The organism is Amycolatopsis solani, assembly GCF_033441515.1.
GTDB classification, from domain to species: domain Bacteria; phylum Actinomycetota; class Actinomycetes; order Mycobacteriales; family Pseudonocardiaceae; genus Amycolatopsis; species Amycolatopsis solani.
In genome coordinates this window covers 476,057-502,032 of sequence record NZ_JAWQJT010000001.1, presented here as the reverse complement: position 1 = coordinate 502,032, position 25,976 = coordinate 476,057, and the positions used below count along the sequence as shown (strand labels likewise).

The 25,976-nt window shown below is 72.5% G+C and carries 24 protein-coding genes; 17 read left to right on the top strand and 7 right to left on the bottom strand.

The features are described 5' to 3' along the window. Positions 1 to 151 precede the first annotated feature (151 nt). On the top strand, positions 152 to 1,486 hold the full coding sequence (gene glmM / locus SD460_RS02485; RefSeq protein ID WP_290058919.1) for a phosphoglucosamine mutase: 1,335 nt from the start codon (positions 152 to 154) through the stop codon (positions 1,484 to 1,486). Between the two features lie 34 nt (positions 1,487 to 1,520). On the opposite strand, the gene SD460_RS02480 is transcribed toward glmM, so the two are convergent. Then, positions 1,521 to 2,396, bottom strand: coding sequence for a cytochrome P450 family protein (locus SD460_RS02480; RefSeq protein ID WP_318305881.1), 876 nt, complete (start codon positions 2,394 to 2,396; stop codon positions 1,521 to 1,523). 30 nt (positions 2,397 to 2,426) lie between these two features. Between SD460_RS02480 and SD460_RS02475 the strand changes: the two genes are divergently transcribed. The 5 genes from SD460_RS02475 to SD460_RS02455 all read left to right on the top strand — a co-directional run bounded on the left by SD460_RS02475 (position 2,427) and on the right by SD460_RS02455 (position 7,700). Next, positions 2,427 to 4,004, top strand: a complete 1,578-nt coding sequence (locus SD460_RS02475) for a fatty acyl-AMP ligase (RefSeq protein ID WP_290058917.1) — start codon at positions 2,427 to 2,429, stop codon at positions 4,002 to 4,004. Then, complete coding sequence (locus SD460_RS02470; protein WP_290058916.1) at positions 3,997 to 4,257, top strand: acyl carrier protein; 261 nt, start codon at positions 3,997 to 3,999, stop codon at positions 4,255 to 4,257. The genes SD460_RS02475 and SD460_RS02470 overlap by 8 nt, the downstream gene beginning before the upstream one ends. A gap of 143 nt (positions 4,258 to 4,400) precedes the next feature. Further along, positions 4,401 to 4,715 (top strand): hypothetical protein, encoded by a 315-nt coding sequence (locus tag SD460_RS02465; protein ID WP_290058915.1) that lies wholly within the window; start codon positions 4,401 to 4,403, stop codon positions 4,713 to 4,715. Continuing rightward, positions 4,715 to 7,213 (top strand): WXG100 family type VII secretion target, encoded by a 2,499-nt coding sequence (locus tag SD460_RS02460; RefSeq protein ID WP_290058914.1) that lies wholly within the window; start codon positions 4,715 to 4,717, stop codon positions 7,211 to 7,213. The genes SD460_RS02465 and SD460_RS02460 overlap by 1 nt, the downstream gene beginning before the upstream one ends. A 19-nt stretch (positions 7,214 to 7,232) precedes the next feature. Next, the gene (locus SD460_RS02455) at positions 7,233 to 7,700 is read left to right on the top strand and encodes a hypothetical protein (protein ID WP_290058913.1); all 468 of its coding nucleotides are present in this window, start codon (positions 7,233 to 7,235) and stop codon (positions 7,698 to 7,700) included. Between the two features lie 32 nt (positions 7,701 to 7,732). Here SD460_RS02455 and SD460_RS02450 read toward each other — a convergent pair whose 3' ends face one another. Next, positions 7,733 to 8,560 (bottom strand): dienelactone hydrolase family protein, encoded by an 828-nt coding sequence (locus tag SD460_RS02450; RefSeq protein WP_290058912.1) that lies wholly within the window; start codon positions 8,558 to 8,560, stop codon positions 7,733 to 7,735. Between the two features lie 390 nt (positions 8,561 to 8,950). Here SD460_RS02450 and glmS point away from each other — a divergent pair, with 390 nt between their 5' ends. From glmS to tsaE, 8 genes are read left to right on the top strand one after another with little or no spacing between them, the layout of a single operon-like run. Next, on the top strand, positions 8,951 to 10,813 hold the full coding sequence (gene glmS / locus SD460_RS02445; RefSeq protein WP_290058911.1) for a glutamine--fructose-6-phosphate transaminase (isomerizing): 1,863 nt from the start codon (positions 8,951 to 8,953) through the stop codon (positions 10,811 to 10,813). Positions 10,814 to 10,828: 15 nt separating this feature from the next. Then, entirely contained in the window at positions 10,829 to 12,268 is a 1,440-nt protein-coding gene (locus SD460_RS02440; protein ID WP_290058910.1) for an NAD(P)H-hydrate dehydratase, read from the top strand. Between the two features lie 56 nt (positions 12,269 to 12,324). Then, on the top strand, positions 12,325 to 13,158 hold the full coding sequence (locus SD460_RS02435; protein WP_318305880.1) for a DeoR/GlpR family DNA-binding transcription regulator: 834 nt from the start codon (positions 12,325 to 12,327) through the stop codon (positions 13,156 to 13,158). Continuing rightward, entirely contained in the window at positions 13,148 to 14,575 is a 1,428-nt protein-coding gene (xylB, locus tag SD460_RS02430; RefSeq protein ID WP_290058908.1) for a xylulokinase, read from the top strand. Before SD460_RS02435 ends, xylB begins: the two co-directional genes overlap by 11 nt. 3 nt (positions 14,576 to 14,578) lie before the next feature. After that, positions 14,579 to 15,670: an ABC transporter ATP-binding protein gene (locus SD460_RS02425; RefSeq protein ID WP_290058907.1), complete on the top strand. Its 1,092-nt coding sequence runs from the start codon at positions 14,579 to 14,581 to the stop codon at positions 15,668 to 15,670. Between the two features lie 29 nt (positions 15,671 to 15,699). Then, a complete protein-coding gene (alr, locus tag SD460_RS02420) occupies positions 15,700 to 16,830 on the top strand; it encodes an alanine racemase (protein WP_318305879.1) in 1,131 nt (376 codons plus the stop codon). After that, a complete protein-coding gene (locus tag SD460_RS02415; protein WP_290056717.1) occupies positions 16,827 to 17,924 on the top strand; it encodes an alpha/beta fold hydrolase in 1,098 nt (365 codons plus the stop codon). The genes alr and SD460_RS02415 overlap by 4 nt, the downstream gene beginning before the upstream one ends. A 2-nt stretch (positions 17,925 to 17,926) precedes the next feature. Next, positions 17,927 to 18,385 (top strand): tRNA (adenosine(37)-N6)-threonylcarbamoyltransferase complex ATPase subunit type 1 TsaE, encoded by a 459-nt coding sequence (tsaE, locus tag SD460_RS02410; protein ID WP_438860823.1) that lies wholly within the window; start codon positions 17,927 to 17,929, stop codon positions 18,383 to 18,385. A 49-nt stretch (positions 18,386 to 18,434) separates the two neighbouring features. Here tsaE and SD460_RS02405 read toward each other — a convergent pair whose 3' ends face one another. The 3 genes from SD460_RS02405 to SD460_RS02395 form a co-directional block, all read right to left on the bottom strand. Next, positions 18,435 to 19,397: a serine hydrolase gene (locus SD460_RS02405; protein ID WP_438860624.1), complete on the bottom strand. Its 963-nt coding sequence runs from the start codon at positions 19,395 to 19,397 to the stop codon at positions 18,435 to 18,437. Between the two features lie 109 nt (positions 19,398 to 19,506). Further along, a complete protein-coding gene (locus SD460_RS02400; protein ID WP_290056714.1) occupies positions 19,507 to 20,832 on the bottom strand; it encodes a carboxyl transferase domain-containing protein in 1,326 nt (441 codons plus the stop codon). Beyond that, positions 20,825 to 22,249, bottom strand: a complete 1,425-nt coding sequence (locus tag SD460_RS02395) for an acyl-CoA synthetase (protein WP_290056713.1) — start codon at positions 22,247 to 22,249, stop codon at positions 20,825 to 20,827. The genes SD460_RS02400 and SD460_RS02395 overlap by 8 nt, the downstream gene beginning before the upstream one ends. A gap of 99 nt (positions 22,250 to 22,348) precedes the next feature. Between SD460_RS02395 and tsaB the strand changes: the two genes are divergently transcribed. Genes tsaB through tsaD form a run of 3 tightly spaced genes read left to right on the top strand, consistent with a single transcriptional unit; the run spans position 22,349 to position 24,533 of the window. After that, the gene (gene tsaB, locus SD460_RS02390; RefSeq protein WP_290056712.1) at positions 22,349 to 23,011 is read left to right on the top strand and encodes a tRNA (adenosine(37)-N6)-threonylcarbamoyltransferase complex dimerization subunit type 1 TsaB; all 663 of its coding nucleotides are present in this window, start codon (positions 22,349 to 22,351) and stop codon (positions 23,009 to 23,011) included. Beyond that, on the top strand, positions 23,008 to 23,487 hold the full coding sequence (gene rimI / locus SD460_RS02385; protein WP_290056711.1) for a ribosomal protein S18-alanine N-acetyltransferase: 480 nt from the start codon (positions 23,008 to 23,010) through the stop codon (positions 23,485 to 23,487). The genes tsaB and rimI overlap by 4 nt, the downstream gene beginning before the upstream one ends. Beyond that, entirely contained in the window at positions 23,487 to 24,533 is a 1,047-nt protein-coding gene (gene tsaD / locus SD460_RS02380; RefSeq protein WP_290056710.1) for a tRNA (adenosine(37)-N6)-threonylcarbamoyltransferase complex transferase subunit TsaD, read from the top strand. Before rimI ends, tsaD begins: the two co-directional genes overlap by 1 nt. A 7-nt stretch (positions 24,534 to 24,540) precedes the next feature. Here tsaD and wecB read toward each other — a convergent pair whose 3' ends face one another. Then, on the bottom strand, positions 24,541 to 25,692 hold the full coding sequence (gene wecB / locus SD460_RS02375; RefSeq protein ID WP_290056709.1) for a non-hydrolyzing UDP-N-acetylglucosamine 2-epimerase: 1,152 nt from the start codon (positions 25,690 to 25,692) through the stop codon (positions 24,541 to 24,543). Between the two features lie 96 nt (positions 25,693 to 25,788). Continuing rightward, the gene (locus tag SD460_RS02370) at positions 25,789 to 25,968 is read right to left on the bottom strand and encodes an LAXTG motif-containing small protein (RefSeq protein ID WP_318305877.1); all 180 of its coding nucleotides are present in this window, start codon (positions 25,966 to 25,968) and stop codon (positions 25,789 to 25,791) included. Between the last annotated feature and the right edge of the window lie 8 nt (positions 25,969 to 25,976).

Here is a 25,976-nt window from a genome sequence, read left to right as displayed (position 1 = left end):
GAGCGCCCATCCGTCCATCGGATGGGCGCTCCGGTGTTTTTATGCTCGTCGTTGTGTCGTTTCCCGAGCTGGGAGCGACACTCGGGGGTGGGGGAACGCGGTCCGTCAGGATCGCTAGGTTGTCGTGGTGGTTCCACAAGGAGGTCGATCGATGGCACGCCTGTTCGGTACCGACGGGGTTCGTGGCCTGGCCAACGCCGAGCTGACGCCGGAGCTGGCGCTCGCGGTGGCGGCCAGCGCCGCCCGGGTGCTCGCCGCGCACGACCGCTCGCACCGGCCGGTCGCGGTCGTCGGCCGTGACCCGCGCGCCAGCGGCGAGATGCTCGAAGCCGCGGTGGTGGCGGGCCTCACGTCCGCCGGGGCCGATGTCCGCCTGGTCGGCGTCCTGCCCACGCCCGCGGTCGCGTACCTGGTCGGCGCGCTCGAGGCCGACCTCGGCGTGATGATCTCCGCGTCGCACAACCCGATGCCGGACAACGGCATCAAGCTCTTCGCCGCGGGCGGGCACAAGCTCCCCGACGGCATCGAGGACGAGATCGAGGCCGGCCTTGCCGACGGCAAGGTCCGCCCGACCGGTACCGGCGTCGGGCGCGTCACGACCATCGACGACGCGCTCGACCGCTACGCCGCCCACCTGCTCGGCGCGACCCCGCACTCGCTCACCGGGCTGAAGGTCGTCGTCGACTGCGCGAACGGCGCTTCGTCCGCCGCGGCGCCCGAGGTCTACCGCCGCGCCGGCGCCGAAGTGGTCGCGCTGCACGCCGACCCGGACGGCGTCAACATCAACGAGCACTGCGGCTCCAACCACCCCGAGAAGCTGCGCGAGGCGGTCGTCAAGCACGGCGCCGACCTCGGCATCGCGCACGACGGCGACGCCGACCGCTGCGTGGCCGTCGACTCCGCCGGCGAGCTGATCGACGGTGACCAGATCATGGCGGTGCTGGCGCTCGCGCTGGCCGAGTCCGGCGAGCTGACCAAGGACACGCTGGTCGCGACCGTGATGAGCAACCTCGGCCTGCACCTGGCGATGAAGGCCAACGGCGTCAACGTCGTGACGACGGCGGTCGGTGACCGGTACGTCCTCGAAGAGCTCCGCGCCAGCGGCTTCGCCCTCGGCGGCGAGCAGTCCGGCCACGTCGTGCTCCCGGCCCACGCCACCACCGGCGACGGCCTGCTGACGGCGTTGCGCCTGATGAGCCGCATGGCCGAGACGGGCAAGTCCCTCGCCGACCTCGCCGCCGTGATGAACCGGCTGCCGCAGGTCCTGGTGAACGTCCGCGTCGCGGACAAGGCCGCGGTCGCCGGCTCGTCCGAGGTCCGCGACGCCGTCGGCGCGGTCGAAGCCGAGCTGGGCGAGGAGGGCCGGGTGCTGCTGCGCCCGTCCGGCACCGAGCAGCTGGTCCGCGTGATGGTCGAGGCCCCGGCCCAGGCCACCGCCCAGGCGGCGGCCGACCGCCTGGCCGGCGTGGTCTCCGCCGTCTCGTAACCGCTCGTGAGTGTTTAGTCGGGTTCTAACCCGACTAAACACTCACGACCACTTGCGCCGAGGCCAGGCCGTGGAACACCGGGTGGGTCTTCCAGCGGACGTCGGTGACGTGGCAGCCGGGCGTGAGGTGCCTGGCCAGCGCTCCCAGCGCGACCTCGCCTTCGGCCAGCGCCACTCCGGAACCCGGGCACGCGTGGCGGCCCAGGCCGAACGGCAGGCCGTCGGCCAGGGAGACGGCCACCGGGCCGTCCGGCCCGAAGCGCAGGACGTACCGGGCCGGGCAGATCTCCGCCACCAGCTCGCGCACGGTCCGCGGCCCCGAAGTGGCCAGCGCCAGCCCGGCGCACGCCAGGAAGTTCAGCGAGTTCTCGTACGCGGCGTGCGCGAGCACGACCGGGTTGAACATCAGCTCGTCTTCGTCGAGCCGCCCGGCCGCGTGCGCGTCCCGCAGCGCCGTCAGGCCACCCGGCCCGGCCGGAGTGCGGCTGAGCTGCACCGCGAGCCGGAACGCGGCCGCCTGCCCGGCCCGGTCCGTGCCGCCGAAGACGTCGAGGTTCGCCGTCGTGGCCTCCAGGCGGTCCAGGAAGGCGTCGTCGAGGGGAAGGCCCAGCACCGCCGACGTCACCGAGGCCGCGATCGGCCGCGCGAAGTCGCGCACCAGGTCGAACGCCGGTCCCAGCCCCGCCACCACGGCCTCGATCCCGGCGAGCACCGGCGCCGGCAGCGGCTCCAGGCGAGCGATGATCTCCCGCAGCACCCCGCGCAGCCGCGTGTGGCCCTCACCGTCGCGCAGCAGCACGCTGGGCGAGCCGCCACCGGGATCCGACGTCAGGTCCGGCGCGCGCAGGGCCCGCGCGCTCGCGTCGCGTCCGGTGACGACGCGGATCCCGTGCTCTTCGAACTGGTCCATCGCCCGCCAACGGTAGGGCAGGATAGGGCCGTGCCGCCCGCAGCCGTCCCGGACGAGGTCCTGGCCACGCCGTTCACGGACCACCTGCTCCGCAACGCCGCCGAGGACCGCCCGGCCTTCACCTGCCTGACCTTCCCCGGCCCGGTCGAGCACACGCTCACCTGGCCGCAGGTGCTCGGCCGCGTCCGCGGTGTCGCCCGCGAGCTCAAGCGGCACACCCGGCCGGGTGACCGCGTGGCGATCGTCGCCCGCCAGGACCTCCAGTACGTCGTCGCCTTCCTCGGCACGCTCTACGCCGGTCTCGTCGCGGTGCCGTTGTCGGTCCCGACCGGCCGCACCCACGCCGCCCGGATCGAGTCGGCCTTCGCCGACGCCCGGCCTGCGGTGTGCCTGACCTCGAAGAAGCTGCTGGAGAAGACCGCGTCGCTGGCCGGACGGCCCGACGTCGTGCTCGCGATCGAGGACATCGGGCCCGACGACGCCGAGCCGCCCACGGGCGTGGCGATGGCCGACCCGGCCTACCTGCAGTACACGTCGGGCTCGACGCGCCGCCCGGCCGCCGCGGTGATCTCCCACCGCGCGCTGGTGGCCAGCTGCTGGCAGACCACCCGCTGCTACCGCGCCGACGCGTCGACGCCGCTGGCCGGCTGGGTCCCGTTCTTCCACGACATGGGTCTGGTCCTGCTCATCGCCACGCCGGTCTTCCTCGGCTCCCGGTCGGTGTTCTTCACGCCGATGGAGTTCGTCCGCGACCCGCTGCGCTGGATCCGCCTGCTGGCCGCCCACCCCGGCGCGGTCACGGCCGCGCCGAACTTCGCCTTCGACCTGGCCGCCGAGGCGGCGGGGGAGCTGGAGCCCGTCGACCTCTCGCTCGTCAATTCGGTGCTCAACGGCAGCGAGCCCGTCCGCGCCGCGACCGTCGAAGCGTTCGAGCGCGCTTTCGCGCCGTTCGGGCTGCCGCGCGCGGCGCACAAGCCGTGCTACGGGCTGGCCGAGGCGACGGTCTTCGTCACGAGCACCGGCGACGAGGGCCCGACCGTGACGACGTCCGGCCTCGTGTCCGCGGGGCGGCCGTACGGGCAGCGGATCCGCATCGTCGACGCGGAGACCGGCGAACTCCGGCCGGACGGCGAGACCGGCGAGATCCAGGTGTCCGGGCCGAACGTCGCCGACCGCTACTGGGGTCAGGAGACGCCCTTGGCGGACGGCGGCTGGCTGGCCACCGGCGACCTCGGCTTCGTCCACGATGGACTGCTGTACGTCACCGGCCGGCTCAAGGACCTGATCATCGTCGACGGCCGCAACCACTACCCGCAGGACATCGAGGCCACCGTCGAGGCCGCGCACCCGGCGGTCCGGGCGGGCCGGGTCGCCGCGTTCGCGGTCGAGGAGGCGGACGGCGAAGGGGTCGCGGTCGTCGCCGGCAGCACCTCGGCGGACGAGTCCGTGGCGCAGGCCGTGCGCCGGGCCGTTTCGGCGGGGCACGACCTGCCGCTGCGCGCCCTGTGGCTGGTCCCGCCGGGCGCGGTGCCGCGGACCTCCAGCGGCAAGGTGGCCCGCGCCGCGGCCCGCGACCGCTGGTGGGGCGAGAATGGGCGGCATGGCTGACCCGGGCACCTACGTCGACGAGATCAGGCGGACCATCTGCTTCGCGCTGGAGATCCCGCCGGAGCGGCTGACGGAGTCGACGCCGTTCGACGAGCTCGGCATGACCTCCCGGCAGCGGATCCAGCTGCTCTCACGCGTCGAGGTGACCTACGGCGTCTCGGTCGACCTCGACGAGCTCGACCGGCTCGTGGACATCCGCGGCGTCGCCGAGGTGATCTCCGAGGCGGTCGCCGCGCAACGCCCGACCGGGTGAGGGCAGTTCGGCTGAAGCCCAGGTAGACCGCGGGACCGACCGCTAGACTCTGTGTGCATCTGCGACGGCACCGAACGGCGGCCGGGCGCGTCACAGTCCTGAAACCCGAGCCAGGGACTGTGGGATCGAAGGGGGCAGCGACCATGCCAGACGGCTATGCGGCGAGTTCGGAGGCGATGACGCGGGCGCAGATCCGCCTCGCGGACGCCGCTGACGACCCGGGGACGGAAGCGAAGAAGGTCGCGCCGACCGAGATCGCCGCCGGTGACTTCGGCCGGGTGCACCAGGAGGGTTTCGGCAAGTACAAGGCCGGGATCGACGAGATCGGCGCGGGCATGACGGGGCTGTCGAACGCCCTCATGAACCTGGGCAGCGGGATCGGGTCGGCCGGCTCCAAGTACACCGCTCAGGAAGCGAACGCCGGCGCGCAGGCGAACCAGGCCGGGGGTAACCGCTGATGGCTGAATGGGCCGAAATCAAGAAGGTCCTCGACGACCCGAACGTGTCGATGGAAGCCAAGTCCAAGCTGATGGAGGAATACGGCGAGGACACCTTCAACTTCAACGACGAAGAAGAAGAGTACGCGAAGAAGTACATCGAAAACTACTCGGACACCTGGGCCTTCAACGACGACTGGCTTCCGGGTTCGTCCGACGACGTCGACGAAGCGCTGAAAGAGGCCCAGCAGGAAGCCGCGTCCAAGAACCAGGAACACCAGCGCCAGACCGACGCTCGCGACCAGGCGAAGAAGAACCTGGACGGGATCACCACGCCGACGCTCGGGGCCGGCGCGAAGAGCTCCGACGAGCAGCTCGACCAGGGCAACGTCGCGGTGGACCTGCTCGCGAAGTGGACCGACGAGGTCTGGAACCACATCAAGGACGGCGAGAAGAAGAATTCCCAGACGGAACTCAAGGACAAGTTCCACGAGAACCGCGGGATCCAGTACCAGAAGTTCCTTTCCGACGCCGACGACCTCGGCAAGGCGCACAAGGTCGTCGAAGAGGCGCTCGGCAAGAGCGACACCGAGCTCCAGACCCTCTTCGGGGAGTGGAAGGGCAAGGGCGCCAACGCGGCGGAGATCAAGTACGACGAGACGATCAAGCCGCACGCCAAAGAGCTTTCGCAGCAGATCGAAGGGGCGGCGAAGCTGATCCCGGAGACCGTGACGCACGTTTACGACGCCGTCAAGAAGAAGGTCGACGAGGTCCTGCAGCTGCACCGCCCGGTGATCGCCGAAGCCGACATCCCGATGGCGAAGGACGTCCTCAAGATCGCCAACGAGGAGACCGAAGAGTTCGACGACTTCATGAAGGTCGCCGGCTGGATCGACTCGGTCAACGCGAAGAACAACAACCCGTCGAACCTCGCCGAGCGCCTGCAGAACGACGACGGCTGCTTCAACGACGAGAACATCACCTACGGCCGCCAGGTCACCCGCTACTGGCGCGACGGTGCGTTCTCGAAGGAGTACAAGGGCCTGATCAGCGCCTTCGAAGGCTCTTGCAAGACCGCCAAGGACACCATCGACCAGCAGTTCGGCGCGCTCGCGCGGTTCATGGACGGCTACCGCAACCAGCTGACCGAGGCGAAGAGCGAGGGCAAGCCCGACACCGGCGGCGGCGACAAGACCGGCAACACCGGTGGCGGCGACAAGGGCGGCAACACCGGCGGCGGCACGGGCAGCGGGACCGGGGGCGGCACCGGCGGTGGCGGCACGACGCCGTCGGCGACCGAGCCGCCGAAGACCGACGACGCCGCGAAGCCGGAGGACGGCAAGAACCCCATCACCGGCAAGCCCCTCGAAGTCGACCCGGCGACCGGCGAGCCGTACCCGATCGACCCGAAGACCGGCGAAGCCATCAAGGACATGGACGACACCGACACGGTGTCGGTCAAGAAGGGCGACAACACGATCGAGATGTCCGAGCCCGACAAGGAGGGCAAGCAGGACATCTCCGTGGACGACGGCCACGGCAACAAGAAGGACTACCACCTCGACTGGGGTGACGACGACAAGGCCGAAGCGGGCAAGGACGGCAAGGACGGCGCGAAGGCCGACGGCAGCTTCGGCCCGCAGGGCAGCGAGAAGGCGGTCAAGGAGGGGCAGCCCTCGGCCGACGGCAGCTACAAGCCCGGTCCGGACGGCAAGATCCACATCCAGGACGGCAACCTCAAGATCACGGCCGAGCGGCCGGAGGGCCCCGGCGGCCCGACGATCGTGACCGTCGACGACGGCAAGGGCGAGCCGACCACCTACACGCTGGACGAGAAGGACGATCCCAAGGCGGACGACCTCAAGGCGGACGGCAAGACCGACCCGGCGGCCTCCGACGTCAAGCACGACGCGAAGGCCGAGTCCCCGCTGACGAAGGACCCGGCACCGGCCAACCCGGACCCGGGCTTCACGCGCAGCGAAGCGGCCGGTGGCGGGGCGAGCGGGTTCAGCGCGCCGGGCGGCGTCGACGTCGGTGGCGACCTCGGTGGCGGCGGCAGCGTCGGCGCGGAGCCCGCGGTGGCGACGGCCGACGCGGGTGCCGGAGCCGGCGGCGACTCGACGACGACGGCCGGCGCGAGCGACTTCGGCTCCGCCGTCACCGGCGGCGGGACGGCGGACTTCGCCGGCGCGGTGTCGCTCGACCCGAGCGCCCAGACGGGCAGCGACGCGTCGATGCCGATGTCCGACGGCGGCGGGCTGGGCGCGACCCCGGTCGACGCCGGCGCGCACCAGGCCGCGGCGGCGAGCGGCTCGTCCGGCATGAGCGGGATGAGCGGCATGGGCGGGATGATGGGCGGCATGGGCGGTGCCCCGGGCGGCGGTGGCGGCGGCGACCAGCAGCGCGGGCCCAGCCAGTACCGCATCGAGGGCAGCGTGTTCGAAACGAGCGGCGCGAAGGGCCGGATCAGCGGCTCGCTCGACGACGAGGGTGACCGTTCGATCCGGTACGACCGGTGACGAGGGCTGAGGAGGGGCGATGACCAGCGCCGAAGACCGGTACCGCGCGGCGATCTCGACGATGGACGCCGCGGCGCGGGAGCAGGACGAGCAGCGGGGGCTGCGCGAACGCCGCGTCGCGGAGGCCACCGCGGAGGCGCGCGAGGGGCTGAAGCGCGAGATGGGTGCCGCGCAGAAGTACGCCGAGCACATGGACGAGCTCAACAAGCGCAAGCAGAGCGCGGGCGGCTGGGCGACGGAGAAGACGCTGGCCGACAAGTCCCGCGAGTCGCTGATGGAGTTCGGCGTCCACGACGAAGAGGCGGACACCGGCTACACGGCGTACCCGACGCCGAGCTACGGGACGCCGTCACCGGCGCCGGCCGCGGTCGCACCGCGTCCCGAGCCGGTTCCGGAGCCCCCGGCCCCGGAGCCGCCGCGGCGTGGCAGGCACGCCCGGCAACCGGATGACGACGACGACTTCTCCAGCACCAGCTGGCTGGTCTGAGCAGGGCCCGGCTTCGGCCGGGCCCTGTTTCGTCACTGCGCGGCGGGTTCTTCCTCGCGCTCGATGGGGGCGCGCTTGACGTCCGCTTCGAGCAAGGGCCGGTACTTGTCGGTGCCGGTCAGGTGCGTCAGGAAGAAGGCGGTGAACAGCGCCCGGGTCAGCTGCTGCGTCCCGCGGTGCGGCTTGCCGTGCATGATCAGCTGCGACCAGTGCTTGCCCTCGGTGACTCCCAGGTGCGACGCCTTGCCGAGCAGCCGCAGCTGGACGTCGTCCCCGCCCCAGCTGGTGGCGATGGCTTCGGCGTGCCCGACCGCGGGCGCGACGAGGTCCCCGTCCGCGGCGAGGTGCATCCCGGGCACGGTGATGGCCTTGGCGGCCTCGTGCGCCGGCGGCAGCGTCTGCGCGGCGGTGATGGTGGCGACGGCCCGGATCCGCGGCTTCTCGGCCACGGCGTCCTGCGCGGCGGCGAGCACGGCGGAGCCACCCCCGGTCGAGTGCCCGGCGAGCCCGAGCTTGCCGGGATCCACGCTGATGCCGTCCGGCCCGAGCCGCACGGTGGTGACGACGTCGAGGGCGGTCAGCAGATCGGCGGCCAGCAACCGATGCGACGGCAGCGGACCGCGCTGGGTAGCCGGCGCGGCGGCGACGATGCCCCAGCTGGCGAGGTGCCGCAGCAACTCCCGGTACCGCTCAGGCGGCTGCAGCCACCCGTGCCCGAAGGCAACGGCGGGAAGACCGAGACCGGCCCGGGGGGTGAAGACGACACCGGGCAGCCCGACCAGGGCGAGGTTGCCCCGCAGGACCTCGTGCGGACCGGGGTGCGTCAACTCCGCGAGCAGCTGCTTGGGCTTGCTGGCCATGGCGGAACCCTACTGTGCCGGCTCGCGCACGGCGCGGTGCCGCCCCGGCAAGCCCCGGACGCCTGCAAGGCGGCCTTCACATGCTCGCCCACCGCACCACGCGAAGGGGGCCGGCTCGACGAGAGCTGAGGGACCGCCACCCAGACCTCCCCGCAACCCCGATCCGAAGCCAGAACACGGACGGCAGCACCGGGTCAAGGCATCTTTCCCGCCTTGACGCGGTGTTGCCGTCCGTAGTCACAATCCACGCTTCGGGGTGGCGGGTACACCCGAGCACACGTGTGGGTGAACCCGTATTGGTCCGAACCACCGAACCCCAAGAAAGACCAGGTCAACCCCCCATCCCACACCCCATCAACCCGCCGAACATCCCTCGTTAGGCTGGTGCGCGTGTGTGGAATCGTGGGATATGTCGGGCACCGCCCGGCTCTGGACGTCGTCCTCGGTGGGCTCCGGCGCATGGAGTACCGCGGTTACGACTCGGCCGGCGTCGCGGTGCTCGACGGGGCCGGTGCGCTGACCGTCGAGCGCAAGGCCGGCCGGCTCGCCAACCTGGAGGCCGAGCTCGAAAAGGTCGGGCGGGACGCCTTCGCCGGGACAGCCGGCATGGGGCACACCCGCTGGGCCACCCACGGCGCGCCCGTCGACCGCAACTCGCACCCGCACCGGGACGGCTCGCAGCGCGTCGCCATCGTGCACAACGGCATCATCGAGAACTTCGCCGCTCTCCGGGCCGAGCTCGAGGCCGTCGGTGTCGAGATGGCCAGTGACACCGACAGCGAGACCGCCGCGCACCTCGTCGCCCGCGCCTACGCCGAAGGCGACACCAAGGGTGATCTCGCCGCCAGCGTCGCCGCCGTCTGCCGCCGGCTCGAAGGGGCCTTCACGCTGGTCGTGACGCACGCCGACGAGCCGGACACGATCGTGGCCGCGCGGCGGTCGTCGCCGCTGGTCGTCGGGGTCGGGGACGGGGAGCACTTCGTCGCCTCCGACGTCGCCGCGTTCATCGAGCACACCCGGGAAGCCGTCGAGCTCGGGCAGGATCAGCTCGTCGTCATCACGCGCGAGGGCTACGACGTCCGCGACTTCCACGGCGACGCCGCCCAGGCCAAGCCGTTCACCGTCGACTGGGACCTCAGCGCCGCCGAAAAGGGCGGCCACGAGTACTTCATGCTCAAGGAGATCGAGGAGCAGCCCGAGGCGCTGGCCAACACGCTGCGCGGGCACTTCGAGTCCGGCCGCATCATCCTGGACGAGCAGCGCATCTCCGACCAGGACCTCCGCGACGTCGACAAGGTCTTCGTCATCGCCTGCGGGTCCGCCTACCACTCCGGGCTGGTCGCCAAGTACGCCATCGAGCACTGGACGCGCCTGCCGGTCGAGGTCGAGCTGGCGTCCGAGTTCCGCTACCGCGACCCGGTCCTCGACCGCGACACGCTGGTCGTCGCCGTGTCCCAGTCCGGCGAGACGGCGGACACGCTCGAAGCCGTCCGGCACGCGCGTGAGCAGAAGGCGCGCGTCCTCGCCGTCTGCAACACCAACGGCGCGCAGATCCCGCGCGAGTCCGACGCCGTCCTCTACACGCACGCCGGACCCGAGATCGGCGTCGCCTCGACGAAGGCGTTCCTCGCCCAGATCGCGGCGAACTACCTGGTCGGCCTGGCGCTGGCGCAGGCCCGCGGCACCAAGTACCCGGACGAGGTCGCGCGCGAGTTCGCCGAGCTCGAGGCCATGCCCGCGGCCGTCCAAAAGGTACTGTCCACTGTGGACCAGGTGCGTGACCTCGGCCGCCGGATCGCGGACTCGAAGGCCGTGCTGTTCCTCGGGCGCCACGTCGGGTTCCCGGTCGCGCTCGAAGGCGCGCTCAAGCTCAAGGAACTCGCCTACATGCACGCCGAGGGCTTCGCGGCCGGCGAGCTCAAGCACGGCCCGATCGCGCTGATCGAGGACGGCCTGCCGGTCGTCGTCGTGATGCCGTCGCCCAAGGGACGCGCGGTGCTGCACTCGAAGCTCGTGTCGAACATCAGTGAGATCCAGGCGCGCGGCGCCCGCACGATCGTAATCGCCGAAGAGGGCGACGAGACCGTCCGGCCGTTCGCCGACGAGCTCATCGAGGTCCCCGCGGTGCCGACGCTGCTGCAGCCGCTGGTGTCCACGGTGCCGCTGCAGGTGCTGGCCGCGGAGATCGCCCGCGCCCGCGGGTACGACGTCGACAAGCCGCGTAACCTGGCGAAGTCCGTCACCGTCGAGTAAGCGGGAGGCCCCGCCGTGCAGGGAATCTGGACCACGGAACGGATTCGCGAGGCGGAGGGGCGGGCGTTCGCCGTCACGCCCGATGGCGAGCTGATGCGGCGGGCGTCTTTCGGGCTCGCCGTGCACGTCGCGGACTTCCTCGAAGACCACACCGGCGGAGTGTCCGGCCGCCGGGTCGTGCTCCTGGTCGGCTCGGGCGACAACGGCGGCGACGCGCTCTGGGCCGGGGCGTTCCTGCGCAAACGTGGTGTCGCCGTGACGGCGATCCTGCTCAAGCCCGAGAAGACCCACGCCGCCGGTCTGAAAGCGCTCAAGCGAGCCGGTGGCCGCGCGGTGCCCGCCGAAGACGGTCCACAGTGGATCGCGAAGGCCGACGTCGTCGTGGACGGGATCATCGGCATCTCCGGCAAGGGCGCGCTGCGCCCCGACGCGGCCCGGCTCGTCGAGCTGGTCGAAGCGCCGATCGTGGCGGTCGACCTGCCCAGCGGCGTCGACCCGGACACCGGCGCGGTCGACGGGCCGGCGGTGAAGGCGGCCCGCACGGTGACCTTCGGCGCGCTCAAGCCGGTCCACGCGCTCGCGCCCGCCCACTGCGGCGAGGTCGTGCTGGTCGACATCGGCCTCGAACTGGCGGACCCCGACCTGCATCGGCTCGACATCGTGGACGTCGCCGCGGCCTGGCCGGTGCCCGGCCCGGAGGACGACAAGTACAGCCAGGGCGTGGTCGGCGTCGCGGCGGGCTCGGCGACGTACCCGGGCGCGGCGGTGCTGACCGCGGGCGCGGCGGTGCGCGCGACGGCGGGCATGGTCCGGTACGCGGGCCACGCGGCCGACGTCGTCCGGGCGCAGTGGCCGGAGGTCATCGCCACGGGCACGGTCGCGGACGCCGGCCGGGTCCAGGCGTGGGCGGTCGGCCCCGGCATCGGCACCGGCTCGGAGGGCCGCGACGTCGTCCGGTACGTCCTCGGTCAGGGCCTGCCGGTCTGCGCGGACGCCGATGCGACGACGATCATCGCGAAGTCCCCCGAGGTCCTCGACGCCCGTGACCCGGACACACCGCTGGTGCTGACGCCGCACGCGGGCGAGTACGAGCGTCTGATGGGCCGCAAGCCGGGCGCCGACCGCGTGACGGCGGCGCGCGAAGCGGCGAAGAAGTACGACGCCGTGGTGCTGCTGAAGGGGCACGTGACGGTGGTGGCCGCGCCCGACGGCCGTGCGGCGGTCAATACCCCGCGCGGTGCCTGGCTGGCGACGCCGGGCTCGGGCGACGTGCTGTCGGGCCTGCTCGGCGCCCTGCTGGCCGCGGGCCTCGACCCCTGGCTGGCCGCGGCGGCCGCGGCCCACGTCCACTCGCTGGCGGGCGCGATCGCGGCCCAGAACGCCCCGACGTCGTCGTCCGTGCTGGTCCACGCGATCCCGGAGGCGATCCGCGCGATCCGCTCCTTGACGTCTTGAGAAGAGATATCGAGTTCTCTGTTAACTCCCGCCGTCAAATCTGGTAAGAATGCCGTGTGAGCGGCGGCACAGCACCCGGAGACCGGAAGACCCGGCCGTCCGACGCTGCCGTCGAGCAGCGGCGGCAGGAGATCCTCGACCACGTCATCGAGGAGGGCGAAGCGCGGATCGACGACCTGACCGCGCGCTTCAAGGTCAGCCTCATGACCATGCACCGCGACCTCGACGACCTGGCCGAACGCCGGCTCCTGCGCAAGCTGCGCGGCAAGGTCGAGGCCTACCCGGCGCTCACCATCGAGTCCGCCGCCCGCTTCCGCGACACCCTCCACCACGGCGAGAAGGACGCTCTCGGCGACGCCGCCGCGAAGCACGTCCACCCCGGGCAGACCGTCTTCGTCGACGACTCCACCACGCTCCTCCCGCTGGTCAAGCGGCTCGCGGAGATCGGCGGCCTCACCGTCGTGACGAACTCGCTGCAGGCCGCGCGCGTACTGGGGACGAAGGTCGACGTCGTGCTCGCCGGCGGCCGCTACTCCCACGAGTACGACTCCTGCGCCGGTCCCGAGGTCCTGAACCTGCTCGACTCGATCCGCGCCGACGTCTCCTTCGTCTCGGTCACCGCGGTCGCGGTCGGGCGGCTCTTCCACCCGGATCGCGACTACGCCGAGCTGAAGAAGGCGGCGCTCAAGGTCGCCAACCACAACGTCCTCGTCGTCGACCACTCGAAGTTCGGCCGCACCGCGACCTACGCGCACGGTGACGTCGGCGACTACGACCTGCTGATCACCGGCGAAGCCACGCCCACCGAGGAGATCGAGGCCGCGCTCAACGCGGGGACCTCGATCGAGATCGTCGAACACGTCGCAGAGGGGCAGCCCTATGACAGCTGAGCTGGTCGCCGGCATCGACTCGTCCACGCAGTCGACCAAGGTCGTCGTGTGCGACGCCGAAACCGGCGAAATCGTCCGCACCGGCCGCGCGCCGCACCCCGAGGGCACCGAGGTCGACCCCGCCGCCTGGTGGGACGCCTTCCGAGATGCCACGAAGGGCCTGCTCGACGACGTCAAGGCCATCGGCGTCGGCGGGCAGCAGCACGGCATGGTCACCCTCGACGAGGACGGCGAGGTCGTCCGGCCCGCGCTGCTGTGGAACGACACCCGCTCCGCGCAGTCGGCACTCGACCTCATCGACGAGCTCGGCGGGCCGTCCGTCTGGGCCAAGTCCGTCGGCTCGGTGCCCGTCGCCAGCTTCACCGTGACGAAGCTGCGCTGGCTGGCCGACCACGAGCCGAAGCTGGCCGATCGCGTCGCGCGCGTGCTGCTGCCGCACGACTGGCTGACCTGGAAGCTCACCGGCGGCGACCCGGTCACCGACCGCGGCGACGCGTCCGGCACCGGCTACTTCTCGCCGTCCGACAACGCCTACCGCCTCGACGTCCTGAGCCACGCCTTCGGTGGCCGGACGCCGGAGCTGCCCGCCGTGCTCGGCCCGGCCCAGGCCGCCGGCCACACCTCCGACGGCGTGCTCGTCTCGGCGGGCACCGGCGACAACATGGCCGCCGCGCTCGGGCTCGAACTGCGGGCCGGCGACGTCGTCGTGTCGCTCGGCACCAGCGGCACCGTGTTCGGCGTCGCCGAGACCGGCGCGGCCGACGCCACCGGCGAGGTCGCCGGGTTCGCCGACGCCACCGGCCGGTTCCTGCCGCTCGCCTGCACCCTCAACGCCGCCCGCGTGCTCACCGCCACGGCGTCGATGCTCGGCGCCACGCTGAGCGAGTTCGACCGGCTCGCGCTGGACGGCGAGCCCGGCGCCGAGGGCCTCACGTTCCTGCCCTACCTGGACGGCGAGCGCACCCCGAACCTGCCGGACGCCACCGGCTCGCTGAGCGGCCTGACCAGGGCCAACATGACCCCGCAGAACCTCGCGCGCAGCGCCGTCGAGGGCATGCTCTGCGGCCTCGCCGCCGGGCTCGACGCGGTCCGCGCGCACGGCCTCGACGTCCGCCGCGTGCTGCTGATCGGCGGCGGCGCGCAGTCGGCCGCCGTCCGCGCCGTCGCGCCGCTGGTGTTCGGCGTGCCCGTGCAGCTGCCCGAAGTCGCCGAGTACGTCGCCATCGGCGCGGCGCGGCAGGCGGCGTGGGCCCTGACTTCCAGCGCGGAACCCCCGTCCTGGCAAGAGAACAAAAAAGCGCTCGAGCTGGACGAGCCGACCGAGGCGCAGCGCGCCGCGGGCCACCGGATCCAGCAGCGCCACCTCGAAGCCCGCGAAGCGGCGTACGGGGTCCGGCGGAATCTCGGAGAGGACTGACCGATGGCTTCCATCACCTACGACAAGGCGACCCGGCGCTACGCCGGTTCGGAGCGCCCCGCGGTCGACGCGCTGGACCTGGAAATCGCCGACGGCGAGTTCCTGGTGCTGGTCGGCCCGTCCGGCTGCGGCAAGTCGACCAGCCTGCGCATGCTCGCCGGCCTCGAGGACATCGACGACGGCGCCGTCTGGATCGGCGACCGCGACGTCACGCAGCTGCCGCCGCGCTCGCGGGACATCGCGATGGTGTTCCAGAACTACGCGCTGTACCCGCACATGACGGTCGCGCAGAACATGGGCTTCGCGCTGAAGATCGCCGGGCGCCCCGCGTCCGAGATCAAGCAGAAGGTCCTCGAGGCCGCGAAGCTGCTCGACATCGTCGACTACCTCGACCGCAAGCCGAAGGCGCTCTCCGGTGGTCAGCGCCAGCGCGTCGCGATGGGCCGCGCGATCGTGCGCGAGCCGCAGGTCTTCCTGATGGACGAGCCGCTGTCGAACCTCGACGCGAAGCTGCGCGTGTCGACGCGCACGCAGATCGCCGCGCTGCAGCGCCGCCTCGGCGTCACCACCGTGTACGTCACGCACGACCAGGTCGAGGCCATGACGATGGGTGACCGCGTCGCCGTGCTGTCGGACGGCCTGCTCCAGCAGTGCGACACCCCGCGCGCCCTGTACGACCGGCCCGCAAACGCTTTCGTCGCCGGCTTCATCGGCTCGCCCGCGATGAACCTCGTCACCGCGAAGCTGACGGCCGACGGTGCCGAGGTGGGTGGCGCGCGCGTGCCGCTGACCCGCGAGACCATCGCCGCGGCCGACGGCGACACGGTGACCCTCGGCTTCCGGCCGGAGGCCCTCGAGGTCGCCACCGGCGAGGACGGCACCCTGCCGGTCAAGGTGGACCTGGTCGAGGAGCTCGGCTCGGACGCCTACGTCTACGGCAAGCTCGCCGAGACCGACGCCGACGACAACAAGTCCAACGTCGTCGCCCGGGTCGACCCGCGCACGCCGCCCGCCATGGGCGACACGCTCCACCTGCGGATCCGCCCCGACGCGCTGCACGTGTTCTCCACCACGTCCGGGCTGCGCCTGCCCTGACCTCGGGTCATGGGAAACTGGAGGGCGTTATGACCTCCAGTTTTCCCCATGAGCGCAGTCCTCGCGCCCAGGTCGACATCGACCTCGGCGCGATCCGCCACAACCTCGCGCTGCTGGGCGCCCGCGCGCCCGGCGCCGAGGTGATGGCCGTGGTGAAGGCCGACGCCTACGGCCACGGCGCGCTGCCGGTGGCGCGCGCCGCGGTCGAGGCCGGCGCGAGCTGGCTCGGCACCTGCTCGCTCGGCGAAGCCCTCGCTCTGCGCGAGGCCGGGATCACGACCCGCCTGTTCAGCTGGCTGGACGCCCCGGACGTCGACTTCGCGCCGGGCGTCGAGGCCGGCATCGACCTCGCCGTCAGCTCGCTGGGTGAGCTACGCCGCATCGCGGCCGCCGTTCCAGCGGGTACTCAGGCGCGTGTGCATCTCAAAATCGACACCGGGCTCTCGCGCAACGGCTGCCCGCCCGCCGCGTGGGCCGAGCTGGTCGAAGCGGCGGCCGCCGAACCGCGCGTCGACGTCGTCGCGATCTGGTCCCACCTCGCGTGCGCGGACGAGCCGGGACACCCGGCGACCGACCACCAGGCGAAGCGGTTCGAAGAGGCCTACGACGCCGCCCGCGCCGCCGGGCTCGACCCGAAGCGGCACCTGGCGAACTCCGCGGCCCTGCTCACCCGCCCGGACCTGCACTTCGACATCGTCCGGCCCGGCATCGCGATGTACGGGCTCAACCCGGTGCCGCAGGCCGAAGACCTGCGCCCGGCCATGACGTTCCGGTCCTCGGTCGTGCTGGTCAAGCGGGTCGAGGCCGGCGAATCGGTGTCCTACGGGCACACCTGGACCACCCCGCGCGACACGAACCTGGCGCTGGTGCCGACCGGGTACGCCGACGGCGTCCCGCGGTCGCTGTCCGGCCGGATGGACGTCTGGCTCGGCGGGCAGCGGCGGCCGGTGGCCGGGCGGGTCTGCATGGACCAGCTGGTCGTCGACTGCGGCGACTTCGAACCGGCGGTCGGCGACGAGGTCGTGCTCTTCGGGCCGGGGTCGCTGGGCGAGCCGACGGCCCGCGAATGGGCCGACAAGCTGGGCACCATCGACTACGAGATCGTGACTTCGATGTACCGGCCGCGGGTGCGGCGCCGGTATCTGGGGGACCGCTCGTGACACCTTCACGACGACTGCTGGCCATCGCCGGGGGCGTCGGGGCGATCGCCACCGGGACTGCCGCCGCCGCAATCGTCGCCGCGCAGCAGCGGCGGCACAGTGAGGATCCGTACGTGGACGAGCCGCTGGGGGAGCTGAAGCCGGACCGCACGTCGACGGTCGCGGCCGAGGACGGCACACCGCTTTCGGTCGAAGAGATCGACCCGGAAGACGGGGGCAAGCCGGAACTGACCGTCGTGGGGGTGCACGGCTTCGCGCTTTCGCGGCGCTGCTGGCACTTCCAGCGCCGCGACCTCGCTTCGTTGCGGCTGCCTCGCGTGCGTCAGGTGTACTACGACCACCGCGGCCACGGCCTTTCCGGCGCGGCTTCGACGGAGACGTCGACCATCGAGCAGCTGGCGCGCGACCTCGACGTCGTGCTGCGGTCCGTGGTGCCGGAGGGGCCCATCGTGCTGATGGGGCACTCGATGGGCGGCATGGTGATCATGGAGCTGGCCGCCGAGTTCCCTTCGCTCTTCGAAGATCGCGTCTGCGGGGTCGCCTTCATCGCGACGGCGGCGGGCGAAGTGGGCGCACGCGGGTTGCCGCGCTCGCTGCTCTCGAAGTACAACCCGCTGACTCGCGCCGCCGGCGGTCTCGCGGGCTGGCAGCCCGGGCTGGTGGAGTTCGTCCGCGCGGCGGGCGGGCAGTTGACGCGCCAGGCCGTGCGGCGGCTGGCGTTCGGCAGCCGCGACGTCGCGCCCCGGCTCGTCGACTTCATGCTCGAGATGCTCGAAGTGACGCCGGTGCGCGGGCTCGTCAACTTCGTCGACACGCTCGGCAGCCACAACCGGTACGCCGCGCTCGCCGGGCTGAAGCACGCGCAAGTGCTGGTCATCGGCGGCGACTCGGACCGGTTCACGCCGTTCGCGCACGCCGAGCGGATCGCGGCCGAGCTGCCCGACGCGGAGCTCGTGCGCGTCCGCGGCGCCGGCCACATGGTCCAGCTCGAGCAACCCGAGGTGGTGAACAGCCACCTGATCGATCTTCTGCAACGCTGTTCCGGTGTGGACGGCGAAGACTCGTCCCGGCGAAACTGGTGGTGGCAGCGTTGAGCATGGTGTTTCCCACGCCCGAAGAGACCATGGACTTCGGGCGGGCCCTCGGTCGCGCGCTGCGCGCGGGTGACCTGGTCCTCCTGGCCGGCCCGCTCGGCGCGGGCAAGACGACGCTGACCCGCGGCATCGCCGACGGCCTCGGCGTCGGCGGCCGGGTCAGCTCCCCGACGTTCGTGCTGGCCCGCGTCCACCCGGCCGGCACCGCGGGCGTGCCCCTGGTGCACGTGGACGCGTACCGCCTCGGCGGCGACCTGTCCCAGCTCGACGACCTGGACCTGGACACGGACCTGGAGCGCTCGGCGATCGTGGTCGAGTGGGGCGAGGGGTCCGCGGAGCGGCTCTCGGACGACTACCTGGTGGTCCGGCTGGACCGCCGCGAGGACGACGTCCGCGAGCTCACCCTCGAACCCCACGGCACCTGGGCCGACCGCACTCCGGAGCTCGCCAAGACCTCGTGAGTGTTTAGTCGGGTTAGAACCCGACTAAACACTCACGAGCTAACTGCGCTCAGCCGCCGTTGGACGGCTGGTAGGCCGGTGCCCGGAACGCCCGGGTGCCGGCGCCCGCGATCTTGTCGACCGCGCGCAGGAACTTCGGCCCCATCTTCGCGGTGGCCTGCCGGACCGGGTGCGTGGCGCCGAAGTCCTCCGGGTTCGCTTGGCCGTGCGCGAACATCGAGTAGATCACCACCGGCTTGCCCGCGGCGTCGAACATGATCCCCGCCTCGTTGCGGCCGTCGTTCAGCCAGCCCGCCTTCGTGGCGATCCTGGCCCGATCGACGGAAGACATCTCACGGCGGATGCCGTCGGTGAACGCCACCTGCGACCGCAGGAGGGACAGCAGGTACTCCGTCGACGCCGGGCTCAGCAGGGTGCCCGCGACCAGCGCCTTCAACAGGTCGTGGGTCTCGCGCGGCGTCGTCTGGCCGAGGAAGTAGCGGTTCGGGTTGGCCACCGGCGTGACCTGGGTCTTGGGGAAGCCCTTGGCCACCAGGATCTGGTTGATTTCGGCCGCCGGAACCACGAGCCCCACCAGCCGGACGCACGTGTCGTCCGAGACGGTGAGGAACAGCGAAAGGACGTGGCCCAGCGTGAACGCGCTCGGGTACGCCTTGTCCAGGATGATGATGCCGTCGCCACCCGGCACGACGATGCTCTCCGGCACCTGGACCTGCTGGTCCAGCGTGAGCAGGCCACGGTCGACCTTGTCCAGCAAGGTGACCGCGACGGCCACCTTGTTGACGCTGTACGCCTCGACGATCTCGTCGGAACCCACGTCGACGGCGACCTGGTCGGCCACGCTGATGCAGGAGTTCCAGACACCGCCTGCCTCAGCGGCGCCGGTGTCGTAGACGCGCTTCACCCTCTGCCTGGCCCGGTCCGGTGTGGCCGGGCTGGCCTCGATGTCTGCTTCCTGCGCGAACGCGGGAGAGCCGGTCAGAACGCTTCCGGCGACGACGGCGGTTCCCAAACCGAACGCCGCTCGCCTGGTGAGTCGATACCCCATCGCGAGATCCAACCACGCCTGAGCTCCCCAAGACCTCGTGAGTGTTTAGTCGGGTTAGAACCCGACTAAACACTCACGAGGACTTGACCACCGCGCGAGCCACGCCCAGGTCCACCAGGTCCTGAGGCCGCAGGTGCAGCCGGTTGGCGATGTCCGGCACCTCGGCCGCCGGGCGCTTGAGGATCGCCGCCGCGGCTTCCGGGGACGTCACCGAGAAGTAGGCGTCCGGGGTCACCCACGTCGACCCCGCCGCGGCGAACGCCAGCGCGCCGCCCGAGCCGCCTTCGCCGATCACCAGCGTCGTCACCGGGATCGACGCCGTCGCGACCGCCTCGAACATCGCCGCGATCGCCGCGCCCGCGCCCGCCTGCTCGGCCGCCGCGTCGTTCGCCGCGCCCGGGGTGTCGACCAGCGTCAGCACCGGGAAGCCCAGCCGGGACGCCAAGCGCACCAGCCGCGCGGCCGTGCGGAAGCCCGCCGGGGACGTCGGAGTGCCGCACTGGGCGGCGTACGCGATCGTCCGGCCGTCGCGCCAGCCGAAGCCGCACGCGACACCCGGGTCGACGCCGCCGGCGCGGTCCCCGCTGATGTCTTCCCGCCAGTCGAAGTACGCGTCGAGGTACTCCGCGGCCCGGGCTCGCGAAGGTGACCTCGCCGCCTGGACCGCTTCCCAGCCCGTCGAAGGCGGCGCAGCGGCCCGCAGCGCGAGAGGCGGGGGAGCGGCCGCCGACGAGCGCGCGATCAGCAGCCGCAGCCACCGTTCCAGCGTGGTGCCCAGCTCGTCCGGCGTGACGACGGCGTCGACCTGGCCCCACGCGAGCTTCGCCTCCGCGGTGTACGCCTCCGGCGCTTCCGGCGGCCGCACCCGCGAGCCCGCGAACCCGACCTGCGCCTCCGGCAGCGCGAGCACGACGTCGGCGCCCGCGCCGAGGGTGGCCCAGCCGCCACCGGTCGTCGGGTCGCGCAGCACCGAGATCTGCGGGATGCCCGCCGCGCGGGTCAGCGCCGCTGCCCGCGCCACGCGCTGCAGCTGCATCAGCGCCCGCATGCCCTGCTGCATGCGGCTGCCGCCGGTCGCGATCAGCGAAACCACCGGCAGCCGCGCGTCGCGGGCGTGCGCGAACGCCGCCTCGATCCGGTCGCCGGTGCGCTGCCCGAGCGACCCGCCGAGGAACCCGAACTCGAACGCGATCAGCACCGCCTCGACGTCGCCGATCTTCGCCGTCCCGCAGACGACCGACTCCTTCTCGCCGGTGCGCTCTTCCGCCGCTGCCCGCGCTTCGCGGTAACCCGGCCAGCCGATCGGCCCGTCGGCCGGCTCGTCGCGCAACGGCGTGGGGAACTCCGTGAAGCCGTTGGCGATCGCTCCGACGACTTCGCGCGCCGGCAGCCTAGACACCGAGCGCCCGCTTCATGACCTTGCCCATGTCGTTGCGCGGCAACGCCTCCAGGTACCGCACGACCCGCGGGCGCTTGTGCGGCGCGAGCAGCTTCGCGACGTGGTCGGCGAGCTCCTCGGCCGACGGCGGCGGCCCGTCCGGCACGATCCACGCGACGATCCGCTCGCCGAGGTCGTCGTCCGGCTCGCCGGTGACCGCGGCTTCGGCGACGCCGGGGTGTTCGAGCAGCGCGTTCTCGATCTCGCCCGCGCCGATCTTGTAGCCGCCGCTCTTGATCAGGTCGGTCGCCTTGCGCCCGACGATCTTGACGTACCCGTCGGCGTCGCGCGTCGCCATGTCGCCGGTGCGGAACCAGCCGTCGTCGAACGCGGCCGCGGTCGCGTCCGGGCGGTTGAGGTACTCGGTGAACAGGTTCGGCCCGCGCACCTGGATCTCGCCGACCGTCTCCAGGTCGTCGATCACCTCGCCGGCGTCGCCGACCAGCCGCAGGTCGACCCCGCCGAGCGGGACGCCGACCGTGCCGGGCTTGCGCTCGCCGTCGGCGCGCACGCTGGTGTTCATCAGGGTTTCGGTCATCCCGTAGCGCTCGACGACCTGCTGGCCGGTCGCCGCGGTGATCCGCTGGTGGTCGTGCACCGGCAGGGCCGCGGACCCGGACACGAGCAGCCGCGCGCCCTTGAGCGCGGCCGCCAGCGCGGGGTCGGCGCCGACCTCGCCCGCGATGCGGTGGTACATCGTCGGGACGCCGAACAGCATGGTGGCGCCGTTCGCCAGCTCGCGCGCGACGCCTTCGGTCGAGAACCGGCCGAGGTGGCGCACCGAGCCGCCGCGGCGCAGCGGCCCGAGGATGCCGAGGATCAGGCCGTGCACGTGGAACAGCGGGAGCCCGTGCACGAGGACGTCATCGGACGTCCAGCCCCAGGCGTCTTCGAGGGCGTCGAGCGTGGCCGCGATCGCGCGGCGGGGGAGGACGACGCCCTTCGGCGGCCCGGTCGTGCCCGACGTGTAGACGATCAGCGCGGGCGTCTCCGGATCCGGCTCTTCCGCGGCGAACGCTTTCCCGCCGGTCAGCGGGATGTCCCGCCGGGGCAGCTCCGCGAGAGCCGGGGGCAGCTCGGCGCCCGGCTCGGCCAGCACCAGCCGCGGCTCGCTGTCGGTGAGGATGTGCGCGAGCTCGCGCTCGCCGATCTTCGGGTTGAGCGGCACGGCCGGCACGCCGGCGAGCAGCGCGGCGACGACCGCGACGCTCGTGTGCACGGTCGGGGTCGCCCAGACGGCGACGCGGCCGGGTGGCAGCTCGGCGGCGAGACCCCCGGCCACGGCGGCGAGGTCGTCGTAGGTGAGGACGTGGTCGCCGAAACGCAGGGCCTCCTGGCCCGAACCGCCGGCGAGGGTGGGGAACAAGGGGGCGGGCACCGCGGGGACCTCCCAGAGTCGGACTCCTTCCGCACGTTACCGTGCGGATCAGTCCCCTGCAGAGACCTGTCGAAGACGCTGGTCGTAGGCTGGGACACCGTGTTGGTACTGGCGATCGATACCTCGACCCCGGCGGTCACCGCGGGCGTCGTCGAGGTGGACGGCGACGGCGTCGAGACGCGCGGTGAGCGCGTCACGGTCGACCCGCGCGCCCACGGCGAGCTGATCACGCCGCACGCGCTGGCCGCCGCCGAAGCCGCGGGGGTCGCGCTCAAGGACCTCGGCGCGATCGTCGCCGGGGTCGGCCCCGGTCCGTTCACCGGCCTGCGCGCCGGGATGGCGACCGCCGCCGCGTTCGGGCACGCCCTCGGCCTCCCGGTGTACCCGGTCTGCAGCCTCGACGCGCTGGCCGCGGACGTCACCCCGGCCGGGCCCTTCCTGGTCTGCACCGACGCGCGCCGCCGCGAGGTCTACTGGGCCGCGTACGACGGCGCCGGGAACCGCACCGACGGCCCGCACGTCCAGCGCCCCGCCGACGTCGGGACCGACGTGAAGGTGGCGGCCGGCGACGGTGCCGTGCTGTACGCGGAGGTGCTCGGCGTCCAGCCGATCGAGCCGCGCTTCCCCTCGCCCGCCGGGCTGGTGAAGGCCGCGCGCGGCGCGCTGCTGGCGAACGAAACGCCGGCCCCGCTGACACCGCTCTACCTGCGCCGCCCGGACGCCGCCGAGCCCAGCTCGCCGAAACGGGTGACCGCGAGGTGAGACTCGAGCCGCTGCGCCGCCGGGACATCCCCCGGTGCGTCGAGATCGAGCAGATCCTCTTCCCCGGCGACGACCCGTGGACGTCGCGCGCGTTCCACTCCGAGCTGGACGCGGGCCACTTCTACCTCGCCGCGCGCCCGGACGAGGGCGACGAGCTGCTCGGCTACGCCGGGCTGGCCGTCGTCGGGCGCCGCCGCGGCGAGTACGAGTCGACCGTGCACACGATCGGCGTCGCGCCCGAGTACCAGGGCCAGGGCATCGGCAAGACGCTGCTCCGAGCGCTGCTGGAGCGGGCCGACGAGTTCGAAGCGCCGGTCTTCCTCGAGGTCCGCACGGACAACACGACGGCACTCGCCCTGTACGAGAGCCACGGTTTCGAACGGCTCGGCATCCGGAAGCGCTACTACCAGCCTTCCGGTGCCGACGCGTACACGATGGTCCGCCCGGCGCGGACGCGAGACGGGGTGGCGGGCTGATGTCACGCATCATCATGGGCATCGAGAGCTCGTGCGACGAGACCGGCGTCGGCCTGGTCCGCCTGCACGACGACGGCACGGTCGAGCTGCTCGCCGACGAGGTGGCGTCCAGCGTCGAGCAGCACGCGCGCTTCGGCGGCGTGGTGCCCGAGGTCGCCAGCCGCGCGCACCTGGAGGCGATGGTCCCGACGACCACGCGTGCCTTCGAGAAGGCCGGCCTGACACTGTCCGATGTGGACGCGATCGCGGTGACGGCCGGCCCGGGCCTGGCGGGCGCGCTGCTCGTCGGCGTCTCGGCGGCGAAGGCGTACGCGACGGCGCTGGACGTGCCGCTCTACGGCGTCAACCACCTGGCCGGCCACATCGCGGTGGACACGCTGCAGCACGGGCCGCTGCCCACGCCGTGCCTGGCGCTGCTGGTTTCGGGCGGCCACACGCAGCTGCTGCGCGTCGACGACATCGCGTCGTCGATCACCGAGCTGGGGTCCACTGTGGACGACGCGGCGGGCGAGGCCTACGACAAGGTCGCCCGCGTGCTGGGCCTGCCGTACCCGGGCGGCCCGCCGATCGACAAGGCGGCGAAGAACGGCGACCCGGCGGCGATCGCGTTCCCACGCGGCATGACCGGCCCGCGCGACGCCAAGAACGACTTTTCCTTCTCCGGCTTGAAGACCGCGGTCGCGCGCTGGGTCGAAGGCGCGGCCCGGCGCGGCGAGGAGATCCCGGTGGACGACGTCGCGGCGTCGTTCCAGGAGGCCGTCGCGGACGTTCTGACGATGAAGGCGGTCCGCACGGCGAAGGAGCAGGGGATCGGCACCCTCGTGATCTCCGGCGGCGTGGCGGCGAACTCGCGCCTGTCCGCACTGGCCGCCGAACGCTGCGCGGCGGCCGGGATCGAGCTGCGCGTCCCGCGCCCCCGCCTGTGCACGGACAACGGCGCGATGATCGCGGCGCTGGGCGCGCACGTGGTGGCGGCGAAGCGCCCGACGGCGGCACTGGACTTCAGCGCGAACCCGGCGCTGCCGGTGAACGTGGTCTCGCTCTAGCGCGAGCTCACGAGGCCGCGGCGTGGCGGGGAGCCGCCGTCCGCACGCCCAGGAGTTCCTCGATCGCCGCCACCGCCAGCACGGCCGCATTGCCTTCGCCGTAGGGATTTCCGACTTGGGCCGGGCGCAGCTCGCCGCTCAGCAGGCGGGCCGCCGTGTCGGCGATGCGTTCGGTGTCCGTGCCGACCAGCCACGCGCAGCCCGCCGCCACGACCTCGGCGCGTTCGGTCACGTCGCGCAGCACCAGCACCGGGGTGCCGAACGTCGGCGCCTCCTCCTGGATGCCACCCGAGTCCGTCAGCACCAGCGACGCCAGCCGCAGGGCGCGCACCAGGTCCGGGTACTCCAGCGGGTCGGTGACCGTCACCCGCGGCAGGCCGTCGAGCGCCGCCTCCACCTGGGCACGGACCTCCGGGTTCGGGTGCGCCGGGAACAGCACCTGCACGTCCGGGTGCTCGGCGACGATCAGCTGCACCGCGGCCAGCGTCCGCTCGAGCGGCTCGCCCCAGGACTCCCGGCGGTGCGACGTGACGAGCACCAGCCGTTCACCGGCCTCGGCGATCTCCATCTCCAGCAACGCCAGCGCCGTGTCACGGGCCGGCAGGTCGCGGGCCGCGATCTCCAGGACGGCGTCGACGACCGTGTTGCCGGTGACCGCGATGCGTTGCCGCGCCACGCCTTCCGCGCGCAGCTCGGCCGCCGCGCCGAGGGTCGGGGCCAGGTGCAGCGCGGCGAGCCGCGACACCATCTGGCGGGCGCCTTCCTCCGGGAACGGCGCCGCGAGGTCGTGCGTGCGCAGCCCGGCTTCCAGGTGCACCACCGGGATGCCCAGCCAGAACGCGGCCAGCGCGCCGGCGAGCGTCGTCGTGGTGTCGCCCTGGACGACCAGCGCCGCCGGGGCGTGGCGGCGCAGCACGTCGTCGAGCGCGGGCAGCAGGCCGGCGACGAGCTCCGCCTGCCCGCCGGTGACCCGCGGCGGCACGTCCAGCCACGCGTCGACGGCCAGCCCGAACGGTTCCAGCGCCTGCTCGACCATGCCCGGGTGCTGGCCACTGTGGACCAGGACCGGCCGCAGGGCCGGGTGCTCGTCCAGCGCCAGTGCCAGCGGCGCGAGCTTGAGCGCTTCGGGCCGCGTACCGGCCAGCAACATCACATCCACCCCGCGGTGCCCCTTATCCACATAGTCCATCTTTCCCGAAAATTTCCACCGAGGGGGCCGCCGGCGTGCGAGGGGCACACGCCGACGGCCCTTATCTCAATCCCGCGCCTGGGAGAGACGGCGGTTGCGGCGGTGGACGGCGATCAGCGCGATGGTCCCGAGCAGGACCAGGAGCACGCCGACGGCCAGCCACCACCCGATGTCGGCGCCGGTGGCGGCGAGGGTGCCCACCCCGCCACCGGCCACCCCGACACCCGCGCCCGGCATCTTGTACATCCGGACCT